This is a genomic window from Shinella sp. G-2, assembly GCF_050172695.1.
Lineage (GTDB): Bacteria > Pseudomonadota > Alphaproteobacteria > Rhizobiales > Rhizobiaceae > Shinella.
The window spans coordinates 1-20771 of sequence record NZ_JBBEYH010000024.1 but is presented as its reverse complement, the minus strand read 5'-3'; the positions used below and the strand labels follow the sequence as shown (position 1 = coordinate 20771).

The following is a 20771-nucleotide window of genomic DNA, read 5'->3' as shown; positions in this document are numbered from 1 at the left end:
CTGCGCCGTCACGTCAGGGCCGCACCTGTCCGGTGCCGCGCACCCGGTATTTGAAGGAGGTGAGCTGCTCGACGCCGACGGGGCCGCGCGCATGCATCTTGCCTGTCGCGATGCCGATCTCGCCGCCCATGCCGAACTCGCCGCCGTCGGCGAACTGGGTGGAGGCGTTGTGCAGCAGGATGGCCGAATCGATTTCCGTGAAGAACCGCTCGACGACCTCGGGATCGTCGGCGATCACCGCCTCGGTATGGGCGGAGGACCAGCGGTTGATATGCTCGATGGCGCCGGAAATGCCATCCACCAGCGAAACCGAGAGGATGGCGTCGAGATATTCCGTCGACCAGTCCGCTTCCGTCGCGGCAACGAGGTTGGGGAGGCGGGCGCGGATCTCGTCGGTCGCGCGCACTTCGCAGCCGGCGGCCAGCAGGCCTTCGACCAGTGGGGCGAGATGGGTGTCGGCGACGGCGCGGTCGATCAGCAGCGTCTCCATCGCGCCGCAGATGCCGGTGCGGCGCATCTTGGCGTTGACGACGATCCTCTTCGCCATGTCGAGATCGGCGGACCGGTCCACATAGATATGGCAGAGGCCCTCCAGATGGGCGAAGACCGGCACGCGCGCCTCGCTCTGCACGCGCGCGACAAGGCTCTTGCCGCCGCGCGGCACGATGACGTCGATGGCGCCGCCAAGGCCGGAGAGCATGGCGCCCACGGCGGCGCGATCCGTCACGGGCACATACTGGATCGCATGCTCTGGAAGACCGGCGGCTTTCAGACCCGCGACGAGGCAGGCATGGATCGCCTGCGATGAATTCACGCTGTCGGAGCCGCCGCGCAAAATCACGGCATTGCCCGCCTTCAGGCACAGCGCGCCGGCATCCGCCGTCACATTGGGGCGGCTCTCATAGATGACGCCGATGACGCCGAGCGGCGTGCGCACGCGCTCGATATGCAAGCCGTTCGGCCGGTCCCATTCGGCGATCACGTCGCCGACCGGATCCTTCAGGTCGGCAATGTCGCGGATCGCGGCGGCGATGCCCTCGATGCGTTCCGGCGTCAGCGTCAGCCGGTCGATGAAGGAGGCGGCGACGCCGCTGTCCTTGGCATTGGCAAGATCGATGGCGTTGGCCGCAAGGATTGCATCGCGGTTGGCGAAGATTTCCGCCGCCATGGCTTCGAGCGCGCGGTTCTTCTGATCGGCCGTCGCGATGGCGAGCGGGCGGGCGGCGGCGCGGGCGTTGCGGCCGATCCCGGCCATCAGGCTGTCGATATCGGTCTTCACCTGGTCAAGCATGGCTCAAATCCTTCCCCGCTTCCGTGGCCGGCGCTGCAAGGCCCGTCACGACAAGATCGTCCCGGTGCACCATCGCGGCGCGGCCGGCATAACCGAGGATAGCCGCGATCTCAGCAGATTTCTTGCCGACGATCAGCCGTGCCTCGTCCGCATCGTAGCCGGCAAGCCCGCGGGCGATCTCGCGCCCGTTCGCGCCGTAGATCGAGACCGTATCGCCGCGCGAGAACGAGCCCCAGACACCGCGCATACCGGCGGGCAGCAGGCTCTTGCCGGAGGCAAGGGCCGTTTCGGCGCCCGCGTCGATCTCCAGCCGGCCAGCCGGCTGCAACTGTCCGGCGATCCATGTCTTGCGCGCCGTCACCGGCGAGCCCGAAGGGGCGAACCAGGAGGAGCGTGCGCCTTCCTCGACGGCGCGCAGCGGATGATCGACCTTGCCGGAGGCGATGATCATGGCGCAGCCCGCGCCCGTCGCGATCTTGCCGGCGTCGATCTTGGTGCGCATACCGCCGCGCGACAGTTCGGAAGCCGCACCGCCGGCCATCGCCTCGATCTCGGGCGTGATGGCGTCGATGGTTTCGAGGAAGCGCGCTTCGGGGTCGAGATGCGGCGGGGCCGTATAGAGACCGTCGATGTCGGAGAGCAGGACCAGGAGATCCGCGCCCGTCATGGTGGCGACGCGGGCAGCGAGCCGGTCGTTGTCGCCGTAGCGGATTTCCGTGGTGGCGACCGTGTCGTTCTCGTTGATGATCGGCACCGCGCCGAGCTTCAGGAGCTGGTTGATCGTCGCGCGGGCATTGAGGTAGCGGCGGCGCTCTTCCGTGTCGCCCAGCGTCAGCAGGATCTGGCCGGCGACGATGCCGTCCGCCGACAGGCTTTCCGACCAGGCGCGCGCAAGCGCGATCTGTCCGACGGCGGCCGCAGCCTGGCTTTCCTCCAGCTTCAGCGCGCCCGCGGGCACCTTCAGCACGGAGCGGCCGAGCGCGATGGCGCCCGAGGAAACGACGAGAACGTCGGTGCCGCCGGCCCGGAGCGCCGCGATGTCGCGGCACATGGCGTCGAGCCAGGCCTTCTTGAGTCCGGTCGCCCGGTCCACGAGCAAGGCCGAGCCGATCTTGATCACAATCCGGCGGTACTTTCCGAGCGGTTTGCGGTTCTTCGTCATCTCAGTCGTCGGATCCGGAATTCTTCGCTTGAACGATGATGTCGCGCACGGCGCGCAGCGTGCCGAGCATGCCGACATTGGCGACGGCGGAAAGCTGCAGCGGCGTCTGCCCGCAGGCTTTCGCCAGCGCCTTGGACTTCTTCTTCAGCTCGTCCTCGTCCAGCACGTCGATCTGGGACAGCGCCACGATCTCCGGCTTGTCGGTGATGCCGCCGCCATAGGCTTCGAGTTCGCGTTTCACCGTCTTGTAGGCCTTGGCGACGTCCTCTTCCTGGGCGGAGACGAGGTGCAGCAGCACACGCGTGCGCTCGACATGGCCGAGGAAGCGGTCGCCCAGCCCGATGCCGTCATGCGCGCCTTCGATAAGGCCCGGAATGTCGGCGAAGATGAACTCCGCCCCGTCGATGGTGGCGACGCCGAGGTTCGGATGCAGCGTGGTGAAGGGGTAGTTGGCGATCTTCGGCCGGGCGCGCGTGCAGGTGGCGAGGAAGGTCGACTTGCCGGCATTGGGCAGGCCGACGAGGCCTGCATCGGCAATGAGCTTCAGCCGCAGCCAGATCGTCTTTTCGTCGCCCTCGAGGCCCGGATTGGCCCAGTTCGGCGCCTGGTTGGTCGAGGTCTTGAAATGAGCGTTGCCGAAGCCGCCATTGCCGCCGGCGGCCAGCTTGAAGCGCTGCCCCTCCGTGACCATGTCGACGATCAGCGTCTCGTTGTCTTCCTCGAAGATCTGCGTGCCGACCGGCACCTTCAGCGTCACGCTGGCGCCGTTGGCGCCGGTGCGGTTGCGACCCATGCCATGCGTGCCGGTCGCGGCCTTGAAGTGCTGCTGGTAGCGGAAGTCGATCAGCGTGTTGAGGCCATTGACGGCCTCCACCCAGACATCGCCGCCGCGTCCGCCGTCGCCGCCGTCGGGACCGCCGAATTCCACGAATTTTTCGCGACGGAACGAGACAGCCCCTGCCCCGCCGTCGCCGGACCGGATATAGACTTTTGCTTCGTCCAGGAACTTCATCGGCTCGCCGTTCGCTTTATTCTGATTGTCATGGTCATTTTGCCGTCTTCGATATAGACGCTTCCCGCAGAGGTCAAAGACTATCGTGAAATTCGTCAGCTACAACGTCCAGTACGGCATCGGTCTCGACGATCGCTTCGACCTGCCGCGCATCGTCTCCTCCATCCACGGCGCCGACGTCATCGCGCTGCAGGAGGTGACCCGGAATTTTCACCGCAATGGCCATGTCGACATGGTGGCGGAGTTGCAGACGCTGCTCGCCAACCACTATTCCGTCTTCTGGCCGGCCTGCGACCTCGATGCGGGCTCGGCCATCGAGAAGGGGCGCGTGGTCAATCGCCGCTTCCAGTTCGGCAACATGATCTTCTCGCGCTGGCCGATCCTCTCGTCCCGTCTCATCTCGCTGCCGCGCACCCGCACGCTCGACAAGCTGAATCTCCAGCGCGGCGCGACCGAGGCCGTCATCGCCACGCCCGGCGGCCCGATCCGCGTCTATTCCGTGCATCTCGACCATGTCCACCGTGACGAGCGCATCGCCCAGATCCGCTTCCTCAAGGATCGCGCCCAGCGCTACGGCGTGGAGGGGGGCGCGATTTCCGGCGCGCACGAGTTCGGCCTTGCCGAACCGCCGGCGCCGGAAGACTATGTCCTGATGGGCGATTTCAACATGGTGCCGGAATCGCCGGAATATTGCGAAATGGTCGGCGGCGTCGATGCGCTTTATGGCCGCCAGATCCGCGCGACCCATCCGGTGGATGCACTCGCCGGCCTCGGCAAGCGCCATGCCGCAAGCTTCAGCTGGATCAATCCCAAGAATCACGCCGACCGCATGTTCCTCGACTACTGTTTCCTCAGCCACGGCCTGGTGGAACGTCTGACGGACGCCTGGGTGGACGAGACCGCCTTCGGTTCGGACCATATGCCTGCCTGGTTCGAGCTGTCGTAAAATCGGGGCGGATCGCTCCGCCCCGTTTCTCGTCACTGCCCTGCCGGCGTCACTGTCTTACGGGCGCCGGGCGAAAATCCCCCGGCTCCAGCCGCGTCTCGATATGCGACACCATGGTCCCGCGCGCGACGCAGAAGAGATCGCTGCATCCGGTGATGCGGAAGCCCGTCTTCTCCTGCACCCGGAGCGAGGCCGGGTTATCGGCGAAGACGCCGGAATGGATGTCCGTGCCGGGCATGCGCATCAGGAACCGCGCCGTCGCCGCGCGCACCGCCTCGCTCATGTAGCCGCGCCGCCAGTAGAAGCGGTTCAGCCAGTAGCCGAGATGCCATGCATCGCCGCGCCACTCGAAGGCGACGCAGCCGATATGCACGTCGTCGCCGGTGGTGATGGCGAAGGCCCAGCCCTCGTTGAGATCGGTGGTGGCGACCGAAAGCCATTCGGCCGCGTCTTCCCGATCATAGGGGGCGGGAGCCCGCGCCAGCATGCGCGAGACCTCGAAATCGCCGAGCGACTGGGCGATTGCGCCTGCATCGCTCATGCGGTGCGGGCGCAGGGTCAGGCGCGCCGTCGTGATGGTGGGGCAGGGGCCGGGACCGGTGACGCGATCGTGGACCCTCTGGGTCTGCATGGCGTTCATCGCATGCCTCCCCAGCTCTTCAGCGAGACCCAGGTCTTGCGGTCGAGCCTGTACCATTCGACGGGCACCATGCCGCCGACGGCGAGGCTCTGCACCATGCCGGTCGCCTGGAACTGGAAGCCGCACTTCTGGATGACCCGCCGCGAGGGGATGTTCATGACCCGGCAGCGCGCATCGATCTGCTCGATGTCGCGGGTGCGGAAGACCATGTCGATCAGCGCGTGGGCCGCCTCGGTGGCATAGCCGTCGTTCCAGTAGGGTTCGCCCAGCCAGTAGCCGAGTTCCACCGTCCGCCCGTCTTCATGCGGTTCGATGCCGCAGCAGCCGAGGAACGCACCGTTGTCGGCTTTCGTAATCGCATAGACGCACTTGCCAATCGCGCCGGCGCGTGTGCGTCGCACGAAATCGGCGGCATCGGCCACCGTGTAGGGGTGGGGCATGCGGGCGACCATGTTGGCGATGTTGGCGTTGTTGGCGAGATGGGCAAGGGCGTCGATGTCGTCTTCGTGCGGGGCTCTCATGACGAGCCGCGGCGACAGTAAGATCGGGCAATCGGTCCTCGACCGTTCAGGCCTCAGCCTTTCCTTGGGAGACCTCGATTGGTCTTCCCGCAACAATTCGGTCTGCATGGCTCGGTCCTCCAGAGCAAAAAAGGGAGATAAGGTCTTGCCTCATCTCCCTTTTTGTCGGCAGGTCCGAAACCTGTAGCGTCAGCCGGGTCGATGAGACGCCGGCTGTTTTAGAGCGCTACCGGCTTATTCCGCTGCTTCCGCTTTCATGGCGACAGACACGTAAACGCGACCGTTGGCCTTCGTACGGAAATTCACATTGCCAGCTGTAAGGGCGAAGATCGTGTGATCCTTGCCGATGCCGACATTGGCACCGGGATGCCACTGCGTGCCGCGCTGGCGGACGATAATGTTACCGGCGAGGACGGCTTCGCCGCCGAACTTCTTCACGCCGAGGCGCTTGGACTGGGAATCGCGACCGTTGCGCGAGGAACCGCCAGCTTTTTTGTGTGCCATGGGAGTTCTCCTTTACCTGTCCGGATTATTCGGCTGCTGCTTCGGCGGCGGCTTCAGACTTCTTGGAAGCCTTCTTTGCCTTGCCGGCGGCGGCGATGTCGATGATGCGGACGGTCGTGTTGTGCTGGCGATGGCCGCGCGAGCGCTTCGAGTTCTGGCGGCGACGCTTCTTGAAGGCGATGACCTTCTTGCCACGGCCATGCTCGACGACTTCGGCGGTCACGACGGCGCCTTCGACGAAGGGCGCACCGATCGTGGCATCGGCGCCGACGCCGACCATCAGCACTTCGGTGAATTCGATCTTTGCACCAGCATCGCCGGACAGCTTTTCAACCGTCAGGACGTCGTTGGCGGCCACGCGGTACTGCTTACCGCCGGTCTTGATGACTGCGAACATTTTATATCCTTTCATGTTCGTGCCGGCTCTTTGCCCGAAGGCACGGCCGTCTTTTTGTCAGTCGCTACGAGTGGCGATGCCCTGGGGCATCCCCGGTTAAGCGGTTCCTTTCGTGCAATGACCTTGCAAAGGGCAACGTCGTTCGGCACAAAGAACCATCGGCGCGGCGCAGGATAGACCTATGCCACTGCACCTTGCGCAATAGGCGAGGCCTTGGAAACTGTCAAGGCGCTTTCGCGTCACCGTTACAAATAGATGCATTTTCCGCGCGCCTGCCCCCTTGCAAGCCCGCCCGACACCCGCTATGTACCGCCCCGCGCTCCAAGGGCGCCGACCGACATCCGGAGAGGTGGCAGAGTGGTCGAATGCACCGCACTCGAAATGCGGCATACCTGCAAGGGTATCGTGGGTTCGAATCCCACCCTCTCCGCCATTTTCCCTCGCTTTCCACTCGCATAGTTTCTTAGCGCCCTTTGAAAGTGCGCGATCTTTCGTGCTTTCTCTTTCCAATGTTTCCTATACGTGCTCACCGCATCCTGCGCATTTTCGACCAGGACAGTGGGCATCGACGATAGGAAATATGGTACCTTCGTTTTCGCTAACGCTGCAACGGCAAGGAAAAGCTCCTCGCGCTCGGTACATATCCTGATGTGTCGTTGCTGATGCGCGGCAGGGGCAGGAGGGAGCGAGGCGGATTTTCAAATCTGACCGCACTCTCAGGGCCATACGTATGTTTATCGCTGCAGGGGCAGGGGAGAAACGATAGAGGCGATGGAAAACCGATATGCCCAAATGCTTGAACAAGCCAGGCTACATGTCGCGGAAGGCAGGCTCGGAAAGAACGACGCCTACGGGACATTTCCCACGGACCCCATTGCTGTTCATCTGCTGTATATAAAACCGGAACTGACCCCAAACGAGATTTATTGCGGTGCTTATCGCAGGTTGAAATATTCTGTTGTCGCCGATTACTATGGCTATCCTGCCTGGATTGTCGCGCTTCACGATGCGATTTTCTACGGCTTACCTCTCGCGGAGAGTCTTGACTGGCATATCCAGATTGCCGAGACGATCGTTGCTTACGGAGAACGTGCTGATTGGCGTAAGGCGTTTCACCGGTCTCATATCGGCCTCCTGTCCATGGCCCTCGAAGCTATACCATCGACATGCGTCGATCGGGCTGCACAAAGAGATGCTGTGCGCCGTGTCGCCACCCTGCATGAGATCGCCCTTGAGGGCGGCACGTTAAGCCGAACCGAATGGAATGAGGCCGCGGAAGTCGCATTGGCTCAATCCTATTTTATCACGTACCCCGTAAACGGGCTCAACCATGCTGGTAGAGAAGCAGCTCGAGCTGCCCACTGCTCAGCGCAATGGTTTTCAGACGAAAAAGACGGTCTTGCGCATCTGGAACCCGTAAGAACACTGGATGCTGCTGATTGTGCTGCTTGTGCATCGGCATACGTCGTGCGCCACGGTGTTGAATGGAGCCATAAGCTGCCAATATTGCAAGCTGAATGGCATCCAGGCGAACCCGTTCTGCCGTTCGTCGAAAACGTTATCGCATATGAAAAGGCATGCTCAGAAGAGTATGACGCAGCAGAAAGCGCATTTGAAATGGCGCTTATTACCAACTACCAAAAAATTCGCGACCTAACTCTGAGCGCAATTCGTGATGCAGCGTCTGGATAAGAGACGAGTATCGCGCGATGCTTAATCGGTGGCCTCGTGATCTTTCCGTGCCACTGCAATTCCGAGCCGTGTTCCGGGAAACGGTCCGATGCACTCCTCGTACAGCCCATAATACTCTGCAGCATATTTGGTGTGGAATTCACGCCGTGCCTCACTGGACAGTTCGTCCCAGTTTGTTGGCATCACCATTGGTATCATTTTACTCATAGCAACATTATGAATATTTATCCCATGCTAGGCAAGATTTTGATCCGCAGTCATACTGGAAAAACTACAGTCGTCTTCATTCTGGCGTGTGTCGATTCTCAGTCATTGCAGCGTGTACGAGAAACTGTTCGAGATTTTTCGGCGTGTTTGCGGCCACAATGTTTCTAGAGCAAATTGCCAGCCTGGTTTCTCGACGAGAAACTCTGCGCCGAAAAGCATCGCCGTAAAGACAACAGGGGTGTCGAACGTACCGCGCTCGAAAAGCTATATATCCTTCGTCCCTGCCGTTCCCCGCATGGACTGCCGCGACGCGTCATGACATAGGGCGCCCGATGCGATCAGGCTGTTTTTTTACGCATGTAGAATATCAGAAAGCCCCACAGCCCCGCATCCTCCATATCAAGATGTCTGCGGCGAAGAAGTTCGGTCTATATGGCGCATTGGTGTGAAGACGCGTTCTCGTGCCACCAACTGAGCTCTCAGCAGAAAACAGACGGCGTTAGCCATGCCAAGCTTTTGTAGATAGATAGCGTATTTGCTTGCAGTTACGTGATCTTCCCCTGCCTGACGATTTCGCCGGTTAACGTGTCGGTTCTTGCGAGGTGGGCCAGCCAGAAGTATTCTGGCAGATTCAGATACCGGCGGTGGCGCGCCCGCAAAGCCGGCACCGACAATCAGGATAAGAGACTTAACCTATTTCGGATTCAGTTCTCTCCCTTGCTGAGCTTCTTCCATGTGCCTGACGCTTCATCGGCAACTTTACCTAAGCTCCTGGATTTTCGCGTAATTCAAGGCGCGTCGCTATCTGGCGGACGTATTTCGACTTCGAAGGTTCTATTTATACGAGTTGAAAAATCTTCTGAACATTCTGGAGGAATGCGCTCTCGGAATGTCGTTCAAGCATCAACGCGCGTGCCGCTTTTCCGCGCTCGATCGCCTCAGCCCGATCCGCGTACAGCAAGGCGATCGCCTCCATATAACGGTCTACCAGTGTTTCGTCATCTCCGTCGTCTTCGACCAGATAGCCAGTTTTAATTGTGACGGCCTCGCCTATACCGCCGATATCAGGTGCGATAACCGGCATGCCGGCCGCCATAGCTTCCAGGACGATATTCGGCAGTCCGTCGAATGCCGCCGTATAGATAAGGGCATCGTACTTTCCGGCAGGAATCTGCGAAAAGCCGTTGAATGCGCCCTGATAGATGATGTTGGGTTCAGCGCCAAAGACGGTTTGGTCGATCTCGCCATAGGTTGTGCTGCCGAAAACTTCAATCAACACGCCCGGCTGGGTGTCAGCAAGGCGGGCCGCGATCTTGCGGACAAGCTCAGGCCGCTTTTGTGCATCAATACGGGAGGCCCACAACAGCCGGGACTGCGAGGTAATCTCCAAGGATGGGAGCATCCGGTCTGTGTCACAGACCGCATAAAGGGCATGCGTTCTGCCGATGGAGCCTTTTCCGACGATGCGGTCGACGAACTCTATATTCTTTTTATGGTCGGAAATGATGCCGGTAATATTCGGCCCAAATTCGGAAACGAGGTCAAAACTGTATCCGTTGACATGCTCCGAACCGCGGTAATAAATGACCTCGTCGCAAAAATAATAATAGTAAAGCTCGATGCTCCCTAACTTGCTCGAGTAGTTCTTGATGAACTCTGAGCCGTATTCACTGCCTTTGACATGAACGCGCTTGGTCCGCCTCATGTTTTGCACCAGCCGGTACGTGATCAGGAGGACGTCCTGCGTGCTCAGATTTGTTTGCACGAGATCGTGAAGGTCAATGAATGTGCTGTCAGCGGGAAGTTTTCCCACCCATTCGTGGTTGTCGAATTTCTGCCCACACAGAAACAGGCAGCGGCTACTGGGAGACAGATTCTTTATGGCATGTGTAACGGAGATGATATACTTTTCCGCACCTCCCTTGGTTAAGAAAGGTAGGAGTATGACGTCGGTATAGCCGGTCGTATCGATCGCCTTGCAAAGGTGAAAATAGGCTACGGTTGCGTCGCTAGCTGGAGGCAGGTTCGATCCGGCGTGTCCGTAGCGTATGATTCCTATGCTGATAGCCGGGTCAATCCGGTTCGCCGCAGCAAATATGTCAGCGATACCTTCTTCTAGGAGAAAGTCACGGAGGGAAAAGGGTCTCTCCGGAATTTTTTGGCGCGTTTCTTCGTTGAATTCGGCTTGCGCCAGCTCAATAAAGGTTTCCGGATCGAAGTATTTGCTGGCGGGGATCATGCGAGAGGCTCCCGCTTCCGCCTGCCTTAATAGACTACCAGGTCTTTGGCGGTAAAAAAGGATCGCACCTTTTGCGATTTCAATTGAATATTTTAGCGAGATGCATTCGCAATTGAAGTGCCAGTCCTCGTAGGCGAAGCCAGATTTCGCTGATACGTCGGAATACTTTATCTGCTCAAACAGTTTCCTCTTGCAGAAAATACGCGAAATGTAGGGGTGGCTAGAGAAAAAGGTCGAATTTCCTATAGCTTCCCTTCCATAAAATTTCCACGCGTAGTTTTTCTCCCCGAAGCCGACGATGTATTCGGGAAAAATTATAACATCGCCCGAGGATGAGCGGGCAGTCGTGCACAGTTTCAAGAAGAAATCGAAGGATACCAAGTCGTCCGCGTCGGCGGTGGCGATGTACTCACCGCTTGCGACAGAAATCCCGTCGTTGCGAGAAAGGCCGAGCGAGCCATTGCTTACATGAATGATCTTGACGGAATCGAAGATCGAGTAATCATAGTTTTCAGCAAGATTCCTCGTAGCGGTGTCCGCCCTGTCGAGGACGACGATGACCTCGAATGTAATGTCGTTCTGGCGTGCATGGAGGACGGCCGCCTCAAGCGAGAGCATGGTTCGTGTGAGATAACGGGCCTCGTTGTGCAGGTTGAGGACGATAGAGACATCGTATTCGGGCAGTGTGTTCCCGATGTTGTTTTCTACTGAATTCAATGCCATCACCACGGAATAGGCCTCGTGATCGTCCTGCAGCGTCGCTTGTTGCGGATGTTGAGGCGGTGCGCGCCCTTCACGTCCAGCGGACTTGTTAGAGCGTGTTTCGCATCAAAGCGAAGAGTTTGCAAATGTGGGGCCTTCCCCTGTTATTGTCCGTGCTAGCGTCGAGATATGTGCCAACGGGTTGTAAAATCGCCGGTGGTCGTTGATGCGTAGTTGCCGATCCTTATGGCATCAGGGAGATGCGTCGACGGTGGATTGTATCGCGAGCCGAGCGCTCTTAAGCGCAATATGCGTCTGCTGATAGAGTCATGCCGTCAAGCTCACTTGACGCTGCTAATGAATTTCTGCTGTTCCGTTAAAGGCTTGCGGTTGATATGACCGAAGACTATGAAACTGCCGCATTGAAGGTATGAAGAGCCGGCGTGGTTTCATCCCGGGCAGGTGAAAGTAATGCTTAAAATTATCCATTTCCTGACTGAAGCGCCCCGTTTGCTCCAGGATGGCCGAATCATTCTGGCCTCCGGACTGTTCGATGCGGAATGGTACCAACTAGCCCATCCCTACGTTGTTCGCGACAAAGTCGATCCATTGGTGCATTTCGTTAAGAATGCTCGAAAGTACCGGTTGTCGCCAAGCCGGTCATTCGACACCGCCCGGTATCTCGACCAGCATGCGGATGCCCGCCTTTCGCGAATGAATCCTCTCGTCCACTACATCAAGTACGGTCGAGCGCAAGGGCTGGCGGTTCATCGAGCTCCGCCAAGCGCGGCGGACCGGATCATTGCGTCCGGCCTTTTCAACGAGGAGTGGTATCTTCGGCAATATCCCGACGTGGCGAATGCAGGATATCCGGCATTGCTGCATTTCCTTGTCCACGGCAGCCGCGAGGGGCGTTCTCCTGGTCCGGACTTTGATGCCGCCTGGTATCTGGCACAGTACTCCGATCTCGCGGCGGCTGATCCGTTGCTGCATTATATAGACTACGGCTTTCGTGAGGGCCGTGCGCCTCGCCGGACGGGCCGTGTTTTCGAACTTGCTCGGGAGACTTTACGCGGCGTCGAAGATCTTGAGCCAGAGCTTTACGGAGCGGACTATTTTGAGCATGCCGACGGCATTCCCGTCATCAATGGTCGCGCACGTCACCCGGTTGCACGCGCTTTCGAGAAGATCGTCAAACGGATCGAAACCCCGCCGCGCGCCATCGTCTTTTTGCCGTGGCTCGTTCATGGCGGCTCCGATCTTGTGGCATGCCACGCCATCCGCTCGCTTGCCGAGAAATACGGCGAGAAATCCGTTCTAGTCATTCTCGGCGATTCCGATCGCCTGGAAGCTCTCCACCTGCTTCCCGCGGGTGTGCCGTTGATTTCGTTCGAGCGACTTGGAGAGGATTTGTCACAGCCGGAGCGGGTCGAACTGCTCGACCTTCTCGTCCGCAATCTTCAGCCTGACGTGATTTTGAATGTGAATTGCCGTGTGTGTTGGGAGGCGTTGAAGCGTCACGGCGGCCGGCTGGCGCGTTTTAGCCGACTTTATGCGATGCTATTCTGTGAGGATTATTCCGCATCCGGGCGGCGAAACGGATATTCGGACCAATATCTCCGTCAATGCTTACCCTATCTGTCCGGCATATATTTTGACAACCAAACTTACATTGATCAGTTGATCGACCAGTTTGGTGTTCCTGAAGAATTGCAGACACGGCTGGTGAACCTGCCACAACCCGCGCCCGACATCGCCGAAAAATCGCCGCGAACCCGCGCTGTAGGCGCGCCATTGCGCGTCTTGTGGGCCGGACGTCTCATGCCTCAGAAGAATGTGCAACTCCTGCTGGAGCTTGCCGAGGGTAATCCCCAATTCGAGTTCCATATCTGGGGCCGGGGCAGCCATGCCCTCGAAATGCGCCTGGCAGCGCTGTCCGAGCGCTGCTCTCATGTTCACTTCCATGGGCCTTTTGAACGTTTCGGCACTCTCCCCTTGGTTGATTATGATGCTTTCCTCTATACGTCTTTGTGGGATGGCATTCCCAATGTATTGTTGGAGGCGGCCGCGGCGGGCCTTCCCATCGTCGCCTCCGGAGCCGGGGGTATCCGTGAGCTGGTAACAGAGAAAACCGGTTGGTTGATCGAAGATATTCGGAATCCCTTGCCCTATGTTCAGGCCCTGCGTGACGTTGCCGCAAATTCGCAGCAGACGCAGAATCGTGCTGAGGCGATGATGGCTAGACTTCGGGAAAACCACAGCTGGCAAAACTATAGGGACATCTTGCTCCACCAGCCCTATTTGACCGGAGGCCTTCTGCATGCCGCGCCCCTTGATAACGGCAATTCTGAACGCGCATCGGGAAGGAATGCTGGCGAAACCATCGCTTGAAAGCCTCAAGCGATGCTTGGCGAATGCTGAGCAAGCCGGATTTCGGACAGAAACGATTGCCGTTCTCGATAAGCCAGATTCCGTGACGCGGGATTTAATCCGCGGGCAGGGGCCGGAAGGTGCGAGGATCATCGAGGTGGATTTCGGCGATCTGGGATTGTCGCGCAATCATGCCATCGGCCTTGCGGAGGGGACATATCTTGCATTTCTCGATGCGGATGATCTTTGGGGTATTAACTGGCTGACTGAAGCCGCGTCCATGGCGGCAACCCGCAGCGAGCCGGTGATATGGCACCCTGAGATTTGTGTCTTCTTTGGCGCCTCGCGGCATATCTTCTGCCATATCGACATGGAGGATGAGGCATTCAGCCATGCCGCAATGGCGCTGGAAAACTATTGGACGGCCCTGAGTTTCGGCGCACGGGAAATCTATGCTGCCAATCCTTATCCATGTACGGACTTGAAGGGTGGCTTCGGCTTTGAGGACTGGACCTGGAACATGGAAACGATCAGTCGGGATATTCTTCACAAGGTCGTCCCCAATACGGGACATGTCATTCGCCGGAAGGAGCAGTCTCTATCTCGAGAGACAATCGGTATGCAGGCGGTTCCACGCCCCACGTCCTATCTCACCCACTACCTGCGTTCCCGAGGATGAGTGGCCCGGCATTCCGTTGGTCTGATTGAAATCGAGGAGCCCCTGCCGATCATCTTCGTCGACCATATGCGACGCATGATATCCGAATGATTGACGGATGGTATCGGATTAGCCCATTCTGCTAATGGACTTGTCGTATCGCGCCATGGCATAGGCGCGGAACACGACGAGGCCTCCTTCCATGATCCGCATCGAGAATATCAGCAAGTCCAACAGCCACCGCATCCTCTTTATCGAGGCGTCCGCCGCGTTGAATCGCGGGGAGAAGATCGGGCTTGTGGGGCCGAATGGGGCGGGCAAGACGACGCTGTTCCGGATGATCACCGGGCAGGAACAGCCGGACGAAGGACAGGTCTCTGTCGAGAAGAACGTTTCCATCGGCTATTTCAGCCAGGATGTCGGTGAGATGGAGGGGCGCAGCGCCGTCACCGAGGTGATGGACGGGGCGGGGCCGGTGAGTTCGGTGGCCGCGGAGTTGCGGGCGCTAGAGGCCGACATGGTCGATCCCGATAAGCTCGACGCGATGGATGCGATCATCGAACGCTATGGCGAGGTACAGGCGCGCTACGAGGAGCTCGACGGCTATGGGCTGGAAAGCCGGGCGCGCGAGGTGCTGGCCGGCCTCAGTTTCAGCCAGGAAATGATGGACGGCGATGTCGGCAAGCTTTCGGGCGGCTGGAAGATGCGCGTGGCGCTCGCCCGCATCCTGCTCATGCGGCCGGATGTCATGCTGCTCGACGAGCCGAGCAACCATCTCGACCTCGAGAGCCTGATCTGGCTGGAGCAGTTTCTGAAGACCTATGACGGCGCGCTTCTCATGACCTCGCACGACCGCGAGTTCATGAACCGCATCGTGACCAAGATCATCGAGATCGACGCCGGCGCGCTGACCACCTATTCCGGCGACTACGGCTTTTACGAGCAGCAGCGCGCGCAGAACGAGAAGCAGCAGCAGGCGCAGTTCGAGCGCCAGCAGGCGATGCTCGCCAAGGAGATCAAGTTCATCGAGCGTTTCAAGGCGCGCGCCTCCCATGCGGCGCAGGTGCAGAGCCGCGTGAAGAAGCTCGACAAGATCGAGCGCGTCGAGCCGCCGCGCCGACGCCAGACCGTGATGTTCGAGTTCCAGCCGGCGCCGCGTTCGGGCGAGGATGTCGTCAACCTGAAGAATGTCGACAAGGCTTATGGCAGCCGGTCGATCTACAAGGATTTCAGCTTCCTCATCCGCCGCCGCGAGCGCTGGTGCGTGATGGGCGTCAATGGGGCGGGGAAATCGACGCTGTTGAAGCTCGTCGCCGGTGCGGCGAACCCGGACGAAGGGAGCGTAACCATCGGGGCAAGCGTCAAGGTCGGCTATTTTGCACAGCATGCAATGGATCTGCTCGACGGCGATCTCACGGTCTTCGAATGGCTGGAGCAGGAGTTTCCGCGCGCGGGGCAGGGGCCGCTCAGGACGCTTGCCGGCTGCTTCGGCTTTTCCGGCGATGATGTCGAGAAGAAGTGCCGGGTTCTGTCAGGTGGCGAGAAGGCGCGGCTCGTCATGGCGGCCATGCTGTTCGATCCTCCGAACTTCCTCATCCTTGACGAGCCGACGAACCATCTCGATCTCGACACCAAGGAAATGCTGATCAAGGCGCTCGCCGACTACGAGGGCACCATGCTCTTCGTCTCGCACGACCGTCATTTCCTTGGGGCACTGTCGAACCGCGTTCTGGAACTCAACGGCGACGACGTGCACCAGTATCCGGGCGGCTATACCGAATATGTCGCCCAGAGCGGTCACGAGGCGCCGGGCCTTCCCAGCTGATCTGTCGCCGTCCGCCGTTTCGGGCTATCGTCGCGCATGGATCGAAAGAAGCCGCTTTATCGCAGTGTCAACACGCGGACCCATGGCGTGCGCCATGGCTCGGGCGGTGAATACCGCTGGTCGCGGCGGCGTGAGGATCGGTTGCAGGATGGGGCGATGGGCGGCCGGCAGCGCCGTGGCCTCGACTACACGCCGCTTTTCAGGTTCTTGCTGTCGCGTGTCGGGGACGACTGGGATGCCGTCTTTGCCGAGGCGGTCGGCCGGCTCGACAAGGCCGAACCGATCTTCTGGATGGTCGCACGCTCCGAGGCGGAGAAGAAGCCCTTCATCCTGATCGGCGAGCATTCCTATTACAGCGGCCTTTTCGTCGATGACGGCAACCGATTGCGGCTGGTCGATCCCGATCTGCGGGTCGAACATATGGAGCCCGGCTGCGCCTGCTGCACGCACACGTTCAACGGCGCGCCCTTCACGCGGAAATACGCGCCGCCGGGCGACTGACTCAGCCTTTTCCGCGATACTGTTCGTCCGTCACCTGCTCCAGCCAGGTCACGGGCGAACCATTCTCCGCTTCGGCGATCGCCACATGGGTCACGGCCGTTCTGTCGGTTGCGCCGTGCCAATGTTTTTCGCCTGGCGGAAACCAGACGACATCGCCGGGACGGATTTCCTCGACGGGGCCGCCCTCGCGCTGCGCCCAGCCGAGGCCGGCGGTGACGATGACGGTCTGGCCGAGCGGATGGGTGTGCCAGGCGGTGCGCGCGCCCGGCTCGAAGGTGACGATGGCGCCACTCGCCCGGCCCGGTGCCTCGGCTTTGAAGGGCGTGTCGAGACGCACCCTGCCGGTGAAGTAGTCTGCCGGTCCCGGTGCCGAGGGGCTGTTGCCGTTGCGCTTGATGTCCATGTCGCTCTCCTGTTCCGACATTGACCATACACCCTGGCTGGCGAAGCCGCTGCAGACGATTTATGAGAACGGCGATGGGTTTCAAGGCGGAAGCGATGGCAAAGCGGATCGGGATTGTCGGCGGCGGACCGGCCGGGTTGATGGCGGCGGAAATTCTGTCGGCGCGCGGTCATGCCGTGACCGTGCTGGAGGCGATGCCCACCATCGGCCGGAAATTCCTGCTTGCCGGAAAATCCGGTCTCAACATTACCCATTCGGAAGCCTATGAGCGCTTCGTCACCCGCTTCGGGGCGGCGGGTGAGCGGCTACGCACCGCGCTCGACGCCTTCCCGCCGGCGGATCTTCGCGCCTGGGCGACGGGGCTTGGCACGCAAACCTTCGTCGGCACGTCGGGCCGCGTGTTCCCGACGGTCATGAAGGCCTCGCCGCTGCTGCGCGCCTGGCGGGCGCGGCTGGGAGGGCAGGGCGTGGACATCCGCGTGCGTCATCGCTGGACGGGTTTTGTGCCCGGCGGCCTCTCCGTCGAAACGCCCGGGGGGGCGGTGGACATCGAGTTCGATGCGGTGCTGCTGGCGCTCGGCGGCGCGAGCTGGCCGCGGCTCGGGTCGGATGCCGCCTGGGTCGATGGTCTTGCGGGGCAGGGCGTGGACATCGCGCCGTTCCGTCCGGCCAATTGCGGTTTCGACGTGGACTGGTCGCCGTTAATCGTGGAGCGTTTTGCGGGCGCGCCGGTCAAGGGTGTTACCGCACGATCGGCGGCCGGCACGATACCTGGCGAATTCGTGCTCTCGAAAGCCGGTATCGAAGGCAGCCTCGTCTATGCCCATGCCGCCGCGCTGCGCGATGCACTGGAAACCGCTGGCATGGCGAGCCTTGTGCTCGACCTTGCACCGGGGCGCACGGCGGCGCGGCTTTCGGCAGATCTTGCCCGGCAGGGGGGCAAGGCGAGTTTTTCCACGCGCCTTCGCAAGGGTGCGGGGCTCGACGGCGTCAAAGCCGCGCTGCTGCGGGAATGCGTGGCCGATGCTACACATCTTGGCCCGGACGCCCTGGCATCGGCGATCAAGGCCCTGCCGATCCATCTTGTGCGGCCGCGCCCGATTGCCGAGGCGATTTCCGCGGCCGGCGGCGTCCGCTTCGATGCGGTCGATGAGGCCTTCATGCTGAAGGCATTGCCGGGCGTCTTCGTTGCCGGCGAGATGCTGGACTGGGAAGCGCCGACCGGCGGCTACCTGCTGACCGCCTGTTTCGCCACGGGCCGCGCGGCGGCGGCGGGCATGGATCGCTGGCTATGCAATGCGCCGTGATGCCGATCAGCCGCGCTTCGGCGCGTGGCTGAGGCCGGCGGCCGCCATTTTCAGGCAATCGAGATAGCGGTCGCGATTGGCGAGCCCATCGTCCTTGGGCGTGACGAGGCAGAGCGTCGCGGCGGCGTGTCCCTCGTCCATCACAGGCACCGCGAAGCAGTGGGTGAAGCTGTCGACGATGCTGTTGAAGGTGAAGAAGCCCTCGTGCCCGGCCTGGCGCACCTCGGCAAGAAAGGCTTCGGGCTCCAGCCATTCGCCGTTCGGCAGGCGGAAATCCTCCGACGGGATGAAGGCGAGGATTTCGTCATCCGTCATATGCGCAACGAGCAGACGGCCGGAGGCCGTCCACGGGATCGGTACCGATTGGCCGATATCCGTGGAGATGCGGAAGGGACGGGCACCCTCGCGCATGCGCACGACCGTGTATTTGTTGCCGTCGAGCATGCAGAATTGCGCCGTCTCGCGCGTCTCGTCCGCCAGCCTTTCCAGTGCCGCCTCGCATTCGCGGGTGAAATCGAAATGGTGTTCGTAGGCCGCGCCCAGAAAATAGAGCTTGCGGCCGAGATAGACGCGGCCGTCGCCGCCGGTGAATTCCAGGATGCCATTGCGCAGTAGAAGGTTCACCAGTTCGTAGACCGACGAGCGCGGCGCACCGATCTGCGCGGCGATCTCATTGGGCTTCAGGGCCTGCCGCTTCTGCCGCAGGAAATCGAGGATTTCGAAGGCGCGGTCGAGCCCGCGGGCGCGCTTCCCCCCTGCTTCGTCGGCAATAGCATCCATCGCATCGGTTCCTGTCTTCTGTCGGCCAAGCTTCTCACGTCCGCCCGGCGGTCTGTCAATCCGTTCGGCCTAATCCGCCGGACGAAGGCTGGCCAAGGCCTGCGACCGCCGCGCCCACCCAGTCGAGGCGCTTTGCGGGAATGAGCCCGTAATTGTAGAAAGTGACCCCATCGGCGCCGGCGTCCACGGCGCTTTTCACGCGCGCCTTCAGGATTTCCGGACCGTCGACCTCGGGGTAGAAGACGCGCAGGCCGAGCCCGAGGAATTTTCCCGGTCCGAGCATTGCCCGTCCCTTGCGGATAACCGCGCCCACAGCGTCCGGTGTCATGTCGTAGCAGCAGAGGATCGCGCCGTCGCAAAGCCTTCCGGCGGCCGCAAGGTCGATGCCGCCCAGCCACGCATCCGGGCCGTCGATCAGGACGATGCGCGTTGCCGGATCGGCTGCTGCCTTGATCTCGCCGATCAGGCTGGTCACCGGCTCGATGCGCCAGGCAAGATAGGCATGAAGGTCGGCATGATCGCGGAAGGCATCAATGCCCGCGCTCGGGAAATCAGGAAACTGCCGTTCCGGCACCGCGCGTTCGCACATTTCGGCGATGAAGCGCTTTGCCGTCCTGCGCGCGCCGTCCACCGGCACGCCGGCCTTGAGCGCCCGCGCCGTGCAATGCTCGCAGAAGCAGAGCGAGAGCAGGAAATCGTCCTCGGCGGTGAGGCCGATACCATCCTTCTCATGGTGGTAGCCATGGGCATAGCCCATGAAGCTGGGGCTTTCCAGCTCCAGCATGTCGGGCTTGTAGGCGGTGGTGATGTCGCGCACGAGCGTCACGACATAATCCCGCGCCGCCGGGCTCGACGGGCAGAGATTGAAGACGCTGGGATTGCCGAAGGCATTGCGCGTCACGTGCTCGGGATGCAGCGCACCGAGCCGGCTGTTGTGCAGGCAGACCGTCCAGCAGGAGACCTTGAGGCCCGTCTTGGCGCGCGCCTTGGTCAGCGCCTCCAGCATGTCGCCCCGCTCGACAAGGTTCTGCGCCACCAGCGGGCGGATCTCCTTGTCCCGCCAGAGGGTTTCGGTGGGCTGGAAATAGGCCGTGCCGTCTTCCGGAAAATAGATCTTTTCCTGCGGGCTGCGCGGCTGCAGGAAGCGGCCGGCATGGTAGACCGTGGCCATGCTGACGGTGTTCAGTCTGGCGCGGCCGGCAAGCTCGGCGGCCAGCGTCGTGAGGCCCTGGTCCTGGATGTCCCAGGGATAGCTCCACATGGAAAGATGCATGTTGCGCTCCCGCCGATACCGTCCATTTTTTAGAACATGTGTCCATAATAGTGTCCAGTTGGTTTTTTGACCGGCTGCCGACGCGTGTCGTGGCATTTTCGACGCATTGGATGTCGCGAACCGGAGGGATTCCTTGCGGGAGGCGGCGTAGCTTCTCGCCATTGCAGGGGCTTGCGCTGTCGCAGGCGGCCTGAAATATGCGACATGCCGTGATCGCGGCTGTAAGACCAGGGGATCGCCGGCGCCCGCCCACGCACCGGAAGAACGCGAGAAAAGAACCGATGAAGAGCCATGTGCTGACCGTATCCTGCCAATCGACCCGCGGCATCGTCGCTGCGATC

At 60.9% G+C, this 20771-nt stretch carries 18 protein-coding genes and 1 tRNA gene; 8 read left to right on the top strand and 11 right to left on the bottom strand.

Annotated features, from left to right (window positions below):
• Nucleotides 1–13 precede the first annotated feature (13 nt).
• From V8U06_RS23950 to obgE, 3 genes are read right to left on the bottom strand one after another with little or no spacing between them, the layout of a single operon-like run.
• Nucleotides 14–1291: a glutamate-5-semialdehyde dehydrogenase gene (locus V8U06_RS23950; protein ID WP_427142814.1), complete on the bottom strand. Its 1278-nt coding sequence runs from the start codon at nt 1289–1291 to the stop codon at nt 14–16.
• Nucleotides 1284–2453, bottom strand: a complete 1170-nt coding sequence (gene proB, locus V8U06_RS23945) for a glutamate 5-kinase (protein ID WP_427142813.1) — start codon at nt 2451–2453, stop codon at nt 1284–1286. Before proB ends, V8U06_RS23950 begins: the two co-directional genes overlap by 8 nt.
• Nucleotide 2454: 1 nt before the next feature.
• Nucleotides 2455–3465: a GTPase ObgE gene (gene obgE / locus V8U06_RS23940; protein WP_226921594.1), complete on the bottom strand. Its 1011-nt coding sequence runs from the start codon at nt 3463–3465 to the stop codon at nt 2455–2457.
• An 85-nt stretch (nt 3466–3550) separates the two neighbouring features.
• Between obgE and V8U06_RS23935 the strand changes: the two genes are divergently transcribed.
• Nucleotides 3551–4411, top strand: a complete 861-nt coding sequence (locus V8U06_RS23935; protein WP_427142812.1) for an endonuclease/exonuclease/phosphatase family protein — start codon at nt 3551–3553, stop codon at nt 4409–4411.
• A gap of 49 nt (nt 4412–4460) precedes the next feature.
• On the opposite strand, the gene V8U06_RS23930 is transcribed toward V8U06_RS23935, so the two are convergent.
• The 4 genes from V8U06_RS23930 to rplU all read right to left on the bottom strand — a co-directional run bounded on the left by V8U06_RS23930 (nt 4461) and on the right by rplU (nt 6473).
• A complete protein-coding gene (locus V8U06_RS23930; protein ID WP_226921598.1) occupies nt 4461–5051 on the bottom strand; it encodes a GNAT family N-acetyltransferase in 591 nt (196 codons plus the stop codon).
• The gene (locus V8U06_RS23925) at nt 5048–5680 is read right to left on the bottom strand and encodes a GNAT family N-acetyltransferase (protein WP_427142811.1); all 633 of its coding nucleotides are present in this window, start codon (nt 5678–5680) and stop codon (nt 5048–5050) included. Before V8U06_RS23925 ends, V8U06_RS23930 begins: the two co-directional genes overlap by 4 nt.
• Nucleotides 5681–5806: 126 nt before the next feature.
• Complete coding sequence (gene rpmA / locus V8U06_RS23920) at nt 5807–6076, bottom strand: 50S ribosomal protein L27 (protein ID WP_226921602.1); 270 nt, start codon at nt 6074–6076, stop codon at nt 5807–5809.
• 25 nt (nt 6077–6101) lie between these two features.
• A complete protein-coding gene (gene rplU, locus V8U06_RS23915; RefSeq protein WP_226921603.1) occupies nt 6102–6473 on the bottom strand; it encodes a 50S ribosomal protein L21 in 372 nt (123 codons plus the stop codon).
• Between the two features lie 343 nt (nt 6474–6816).
• On the opposite strand from rplU, the gene V8U06_RS23910 reads away from it, so the two are divergent.
• Together V8U06_RS23910 and V8U06_RS23905 are read left to right on the top strand one after the other, a co-directional pair.
• A tRNA-Ser gene (locus tag V8U06_RS23910) sits at nt 6817–6906 on the top strand.
• Between the two features lie 359 nt (nt 6907–7265).
• Nucleotides 7266–8165, top strand: coding sequence for a hypothetical protein (locus tag V8U06_RS23905; RefSeq protein WP_427142810.1), 900 nt, complete (start codon nt 7266–7268; stop codon nt 8163–8165).
• Nucleotides 8166–9210: 1045 nt separating this feature from the next.
• Here the strand turns inward: V8U06_RS23905 and V8U06_RS23900 are convergent.
• Nucleotides 9211–11334: a glycosyltransferase gene (locus V8U06_RS23900; protein ID WP_427142856.1), complete on the bottom strand. Its 2124-nt coding sequence runs from the start codon at nt 11332–11334 to the stop codon at nt 9211–9213.
• 450 nt (nt 11335–11784) lie between these two features.
• Here V8U06_RS23900 and V8U06_RS23895 point away from each other — a divergent pair, with 450 nt between their 5' ends.
• From V8U06_RS23895 to V8U06_RS23880, 4 genes are all read left to right on the top strand, one after another.
• The gene (locus V8U06_RS23895) at nt 11785–13704 is read left to right on the top strand and encodes a glycosyltransferase family 4 protein (protein ID WP_427142809.1); all 1920 of its coding nucleotides are present in this window, start codon (nt 11785–11787) and stop codon (nt 13702–13704) included.
• Complete coding sequence (locus tag V8U06_RS23890) at nt 13682–14362, top strand: glycosyltransferase family A protein (RefSeq protein ID WP_427142808.1); 681 nt, start codon at nt 13682–13684, stop codon at nt 14360–14362. Before V8U06_RS23895 ends, V8U06_RS23890 begins: the two co-directional genes overlap by 23 nt.
• Nucleotides 14363–14543: 181 nt before the next feature.
• Entirely contained in the window at nt 14544–16166 is a 1623-nt protein-coding gene (locus V8U06_RS23885; RefSeq protein ID WP_427142807.1) for an ABC-F family ATP-binding cassette domain-containing protein, read from the top strand.
• Nucleotides 16167–16202: 36 nt separating this feature from the next.
• Nucleotides 16203–16667, top strand: a complete 465-nt coding sequence (locus V8U06_RS23880; protein WP_427142806.1) for a hypothetical protein — start codon at nt 16203–16205, stop codon at nt 16665–16667.
• 1 nt (nt 16668) lies between these two features.
• Here the strand turns inward: V8U06_RS23880 and V8U06_RS23875 are convergent, their stop codons facing one another.
• Nucleotides 16669–17070 carry a (R)-mandelonitrile lyase gene (locus tag V8U06_RS23875; protein WP_427142805.1) on the bottom strand — a complete coding sequence of 134 codons (402 nt, stop codon included), beginning with the start codon at nt 17068–17070 and terminating at the stop codon, nt 16669–16671.
• Nucleotides 17071–17132: 62 nt separating this feature from the next.
• Between V8U06_RS23875 and V8U06_RS23870 the strand changes: the two genes are divergently transcribed.
• A complete protein-coding gene (locus V8U06_RS23870; protein ID WP_427142804.1) occupies nt 17133–18377 on the top strand; it encodes a TIGR03862 family flavoprotein in 1245 nt (414 codons plus the stop codon).
• 6 nt (nt 18378–18383) lie between these two features.
• Here the strand turns inward: V8U06_RS23870 and V8U06_RS23865 are convergent, their stop codons facing one another.
• Both V8U06_RS23865 and V8U06_RS23860 read right to left on the bottom strand, forming a co-directional pair.
• Nucleotides 18384–19157: an IclR family transcriptional regulator gene (locus tag V8U06_RS23865; protein ID WP_427142803.1), complete on the bottom strand. Its 774-nt coding sequence runs from the start codon at nt 19155–19157 to the stop codon at nt 18384–18386.
• Between the two features lie 55 nt (nt 19158–19212).
• Nucleotides 19213–20430 (bottom strand): hypothetical protein, encoded by a 1218-nt coding sequence (locus V8U06_RS23860; protein WP_427142802.1) that lies wholly within the window; start codon nt 20428–20430, stop codon nt 19213–19215.
• Nucleotides 20431–20771: the final 341 nt, after the last annotated feature.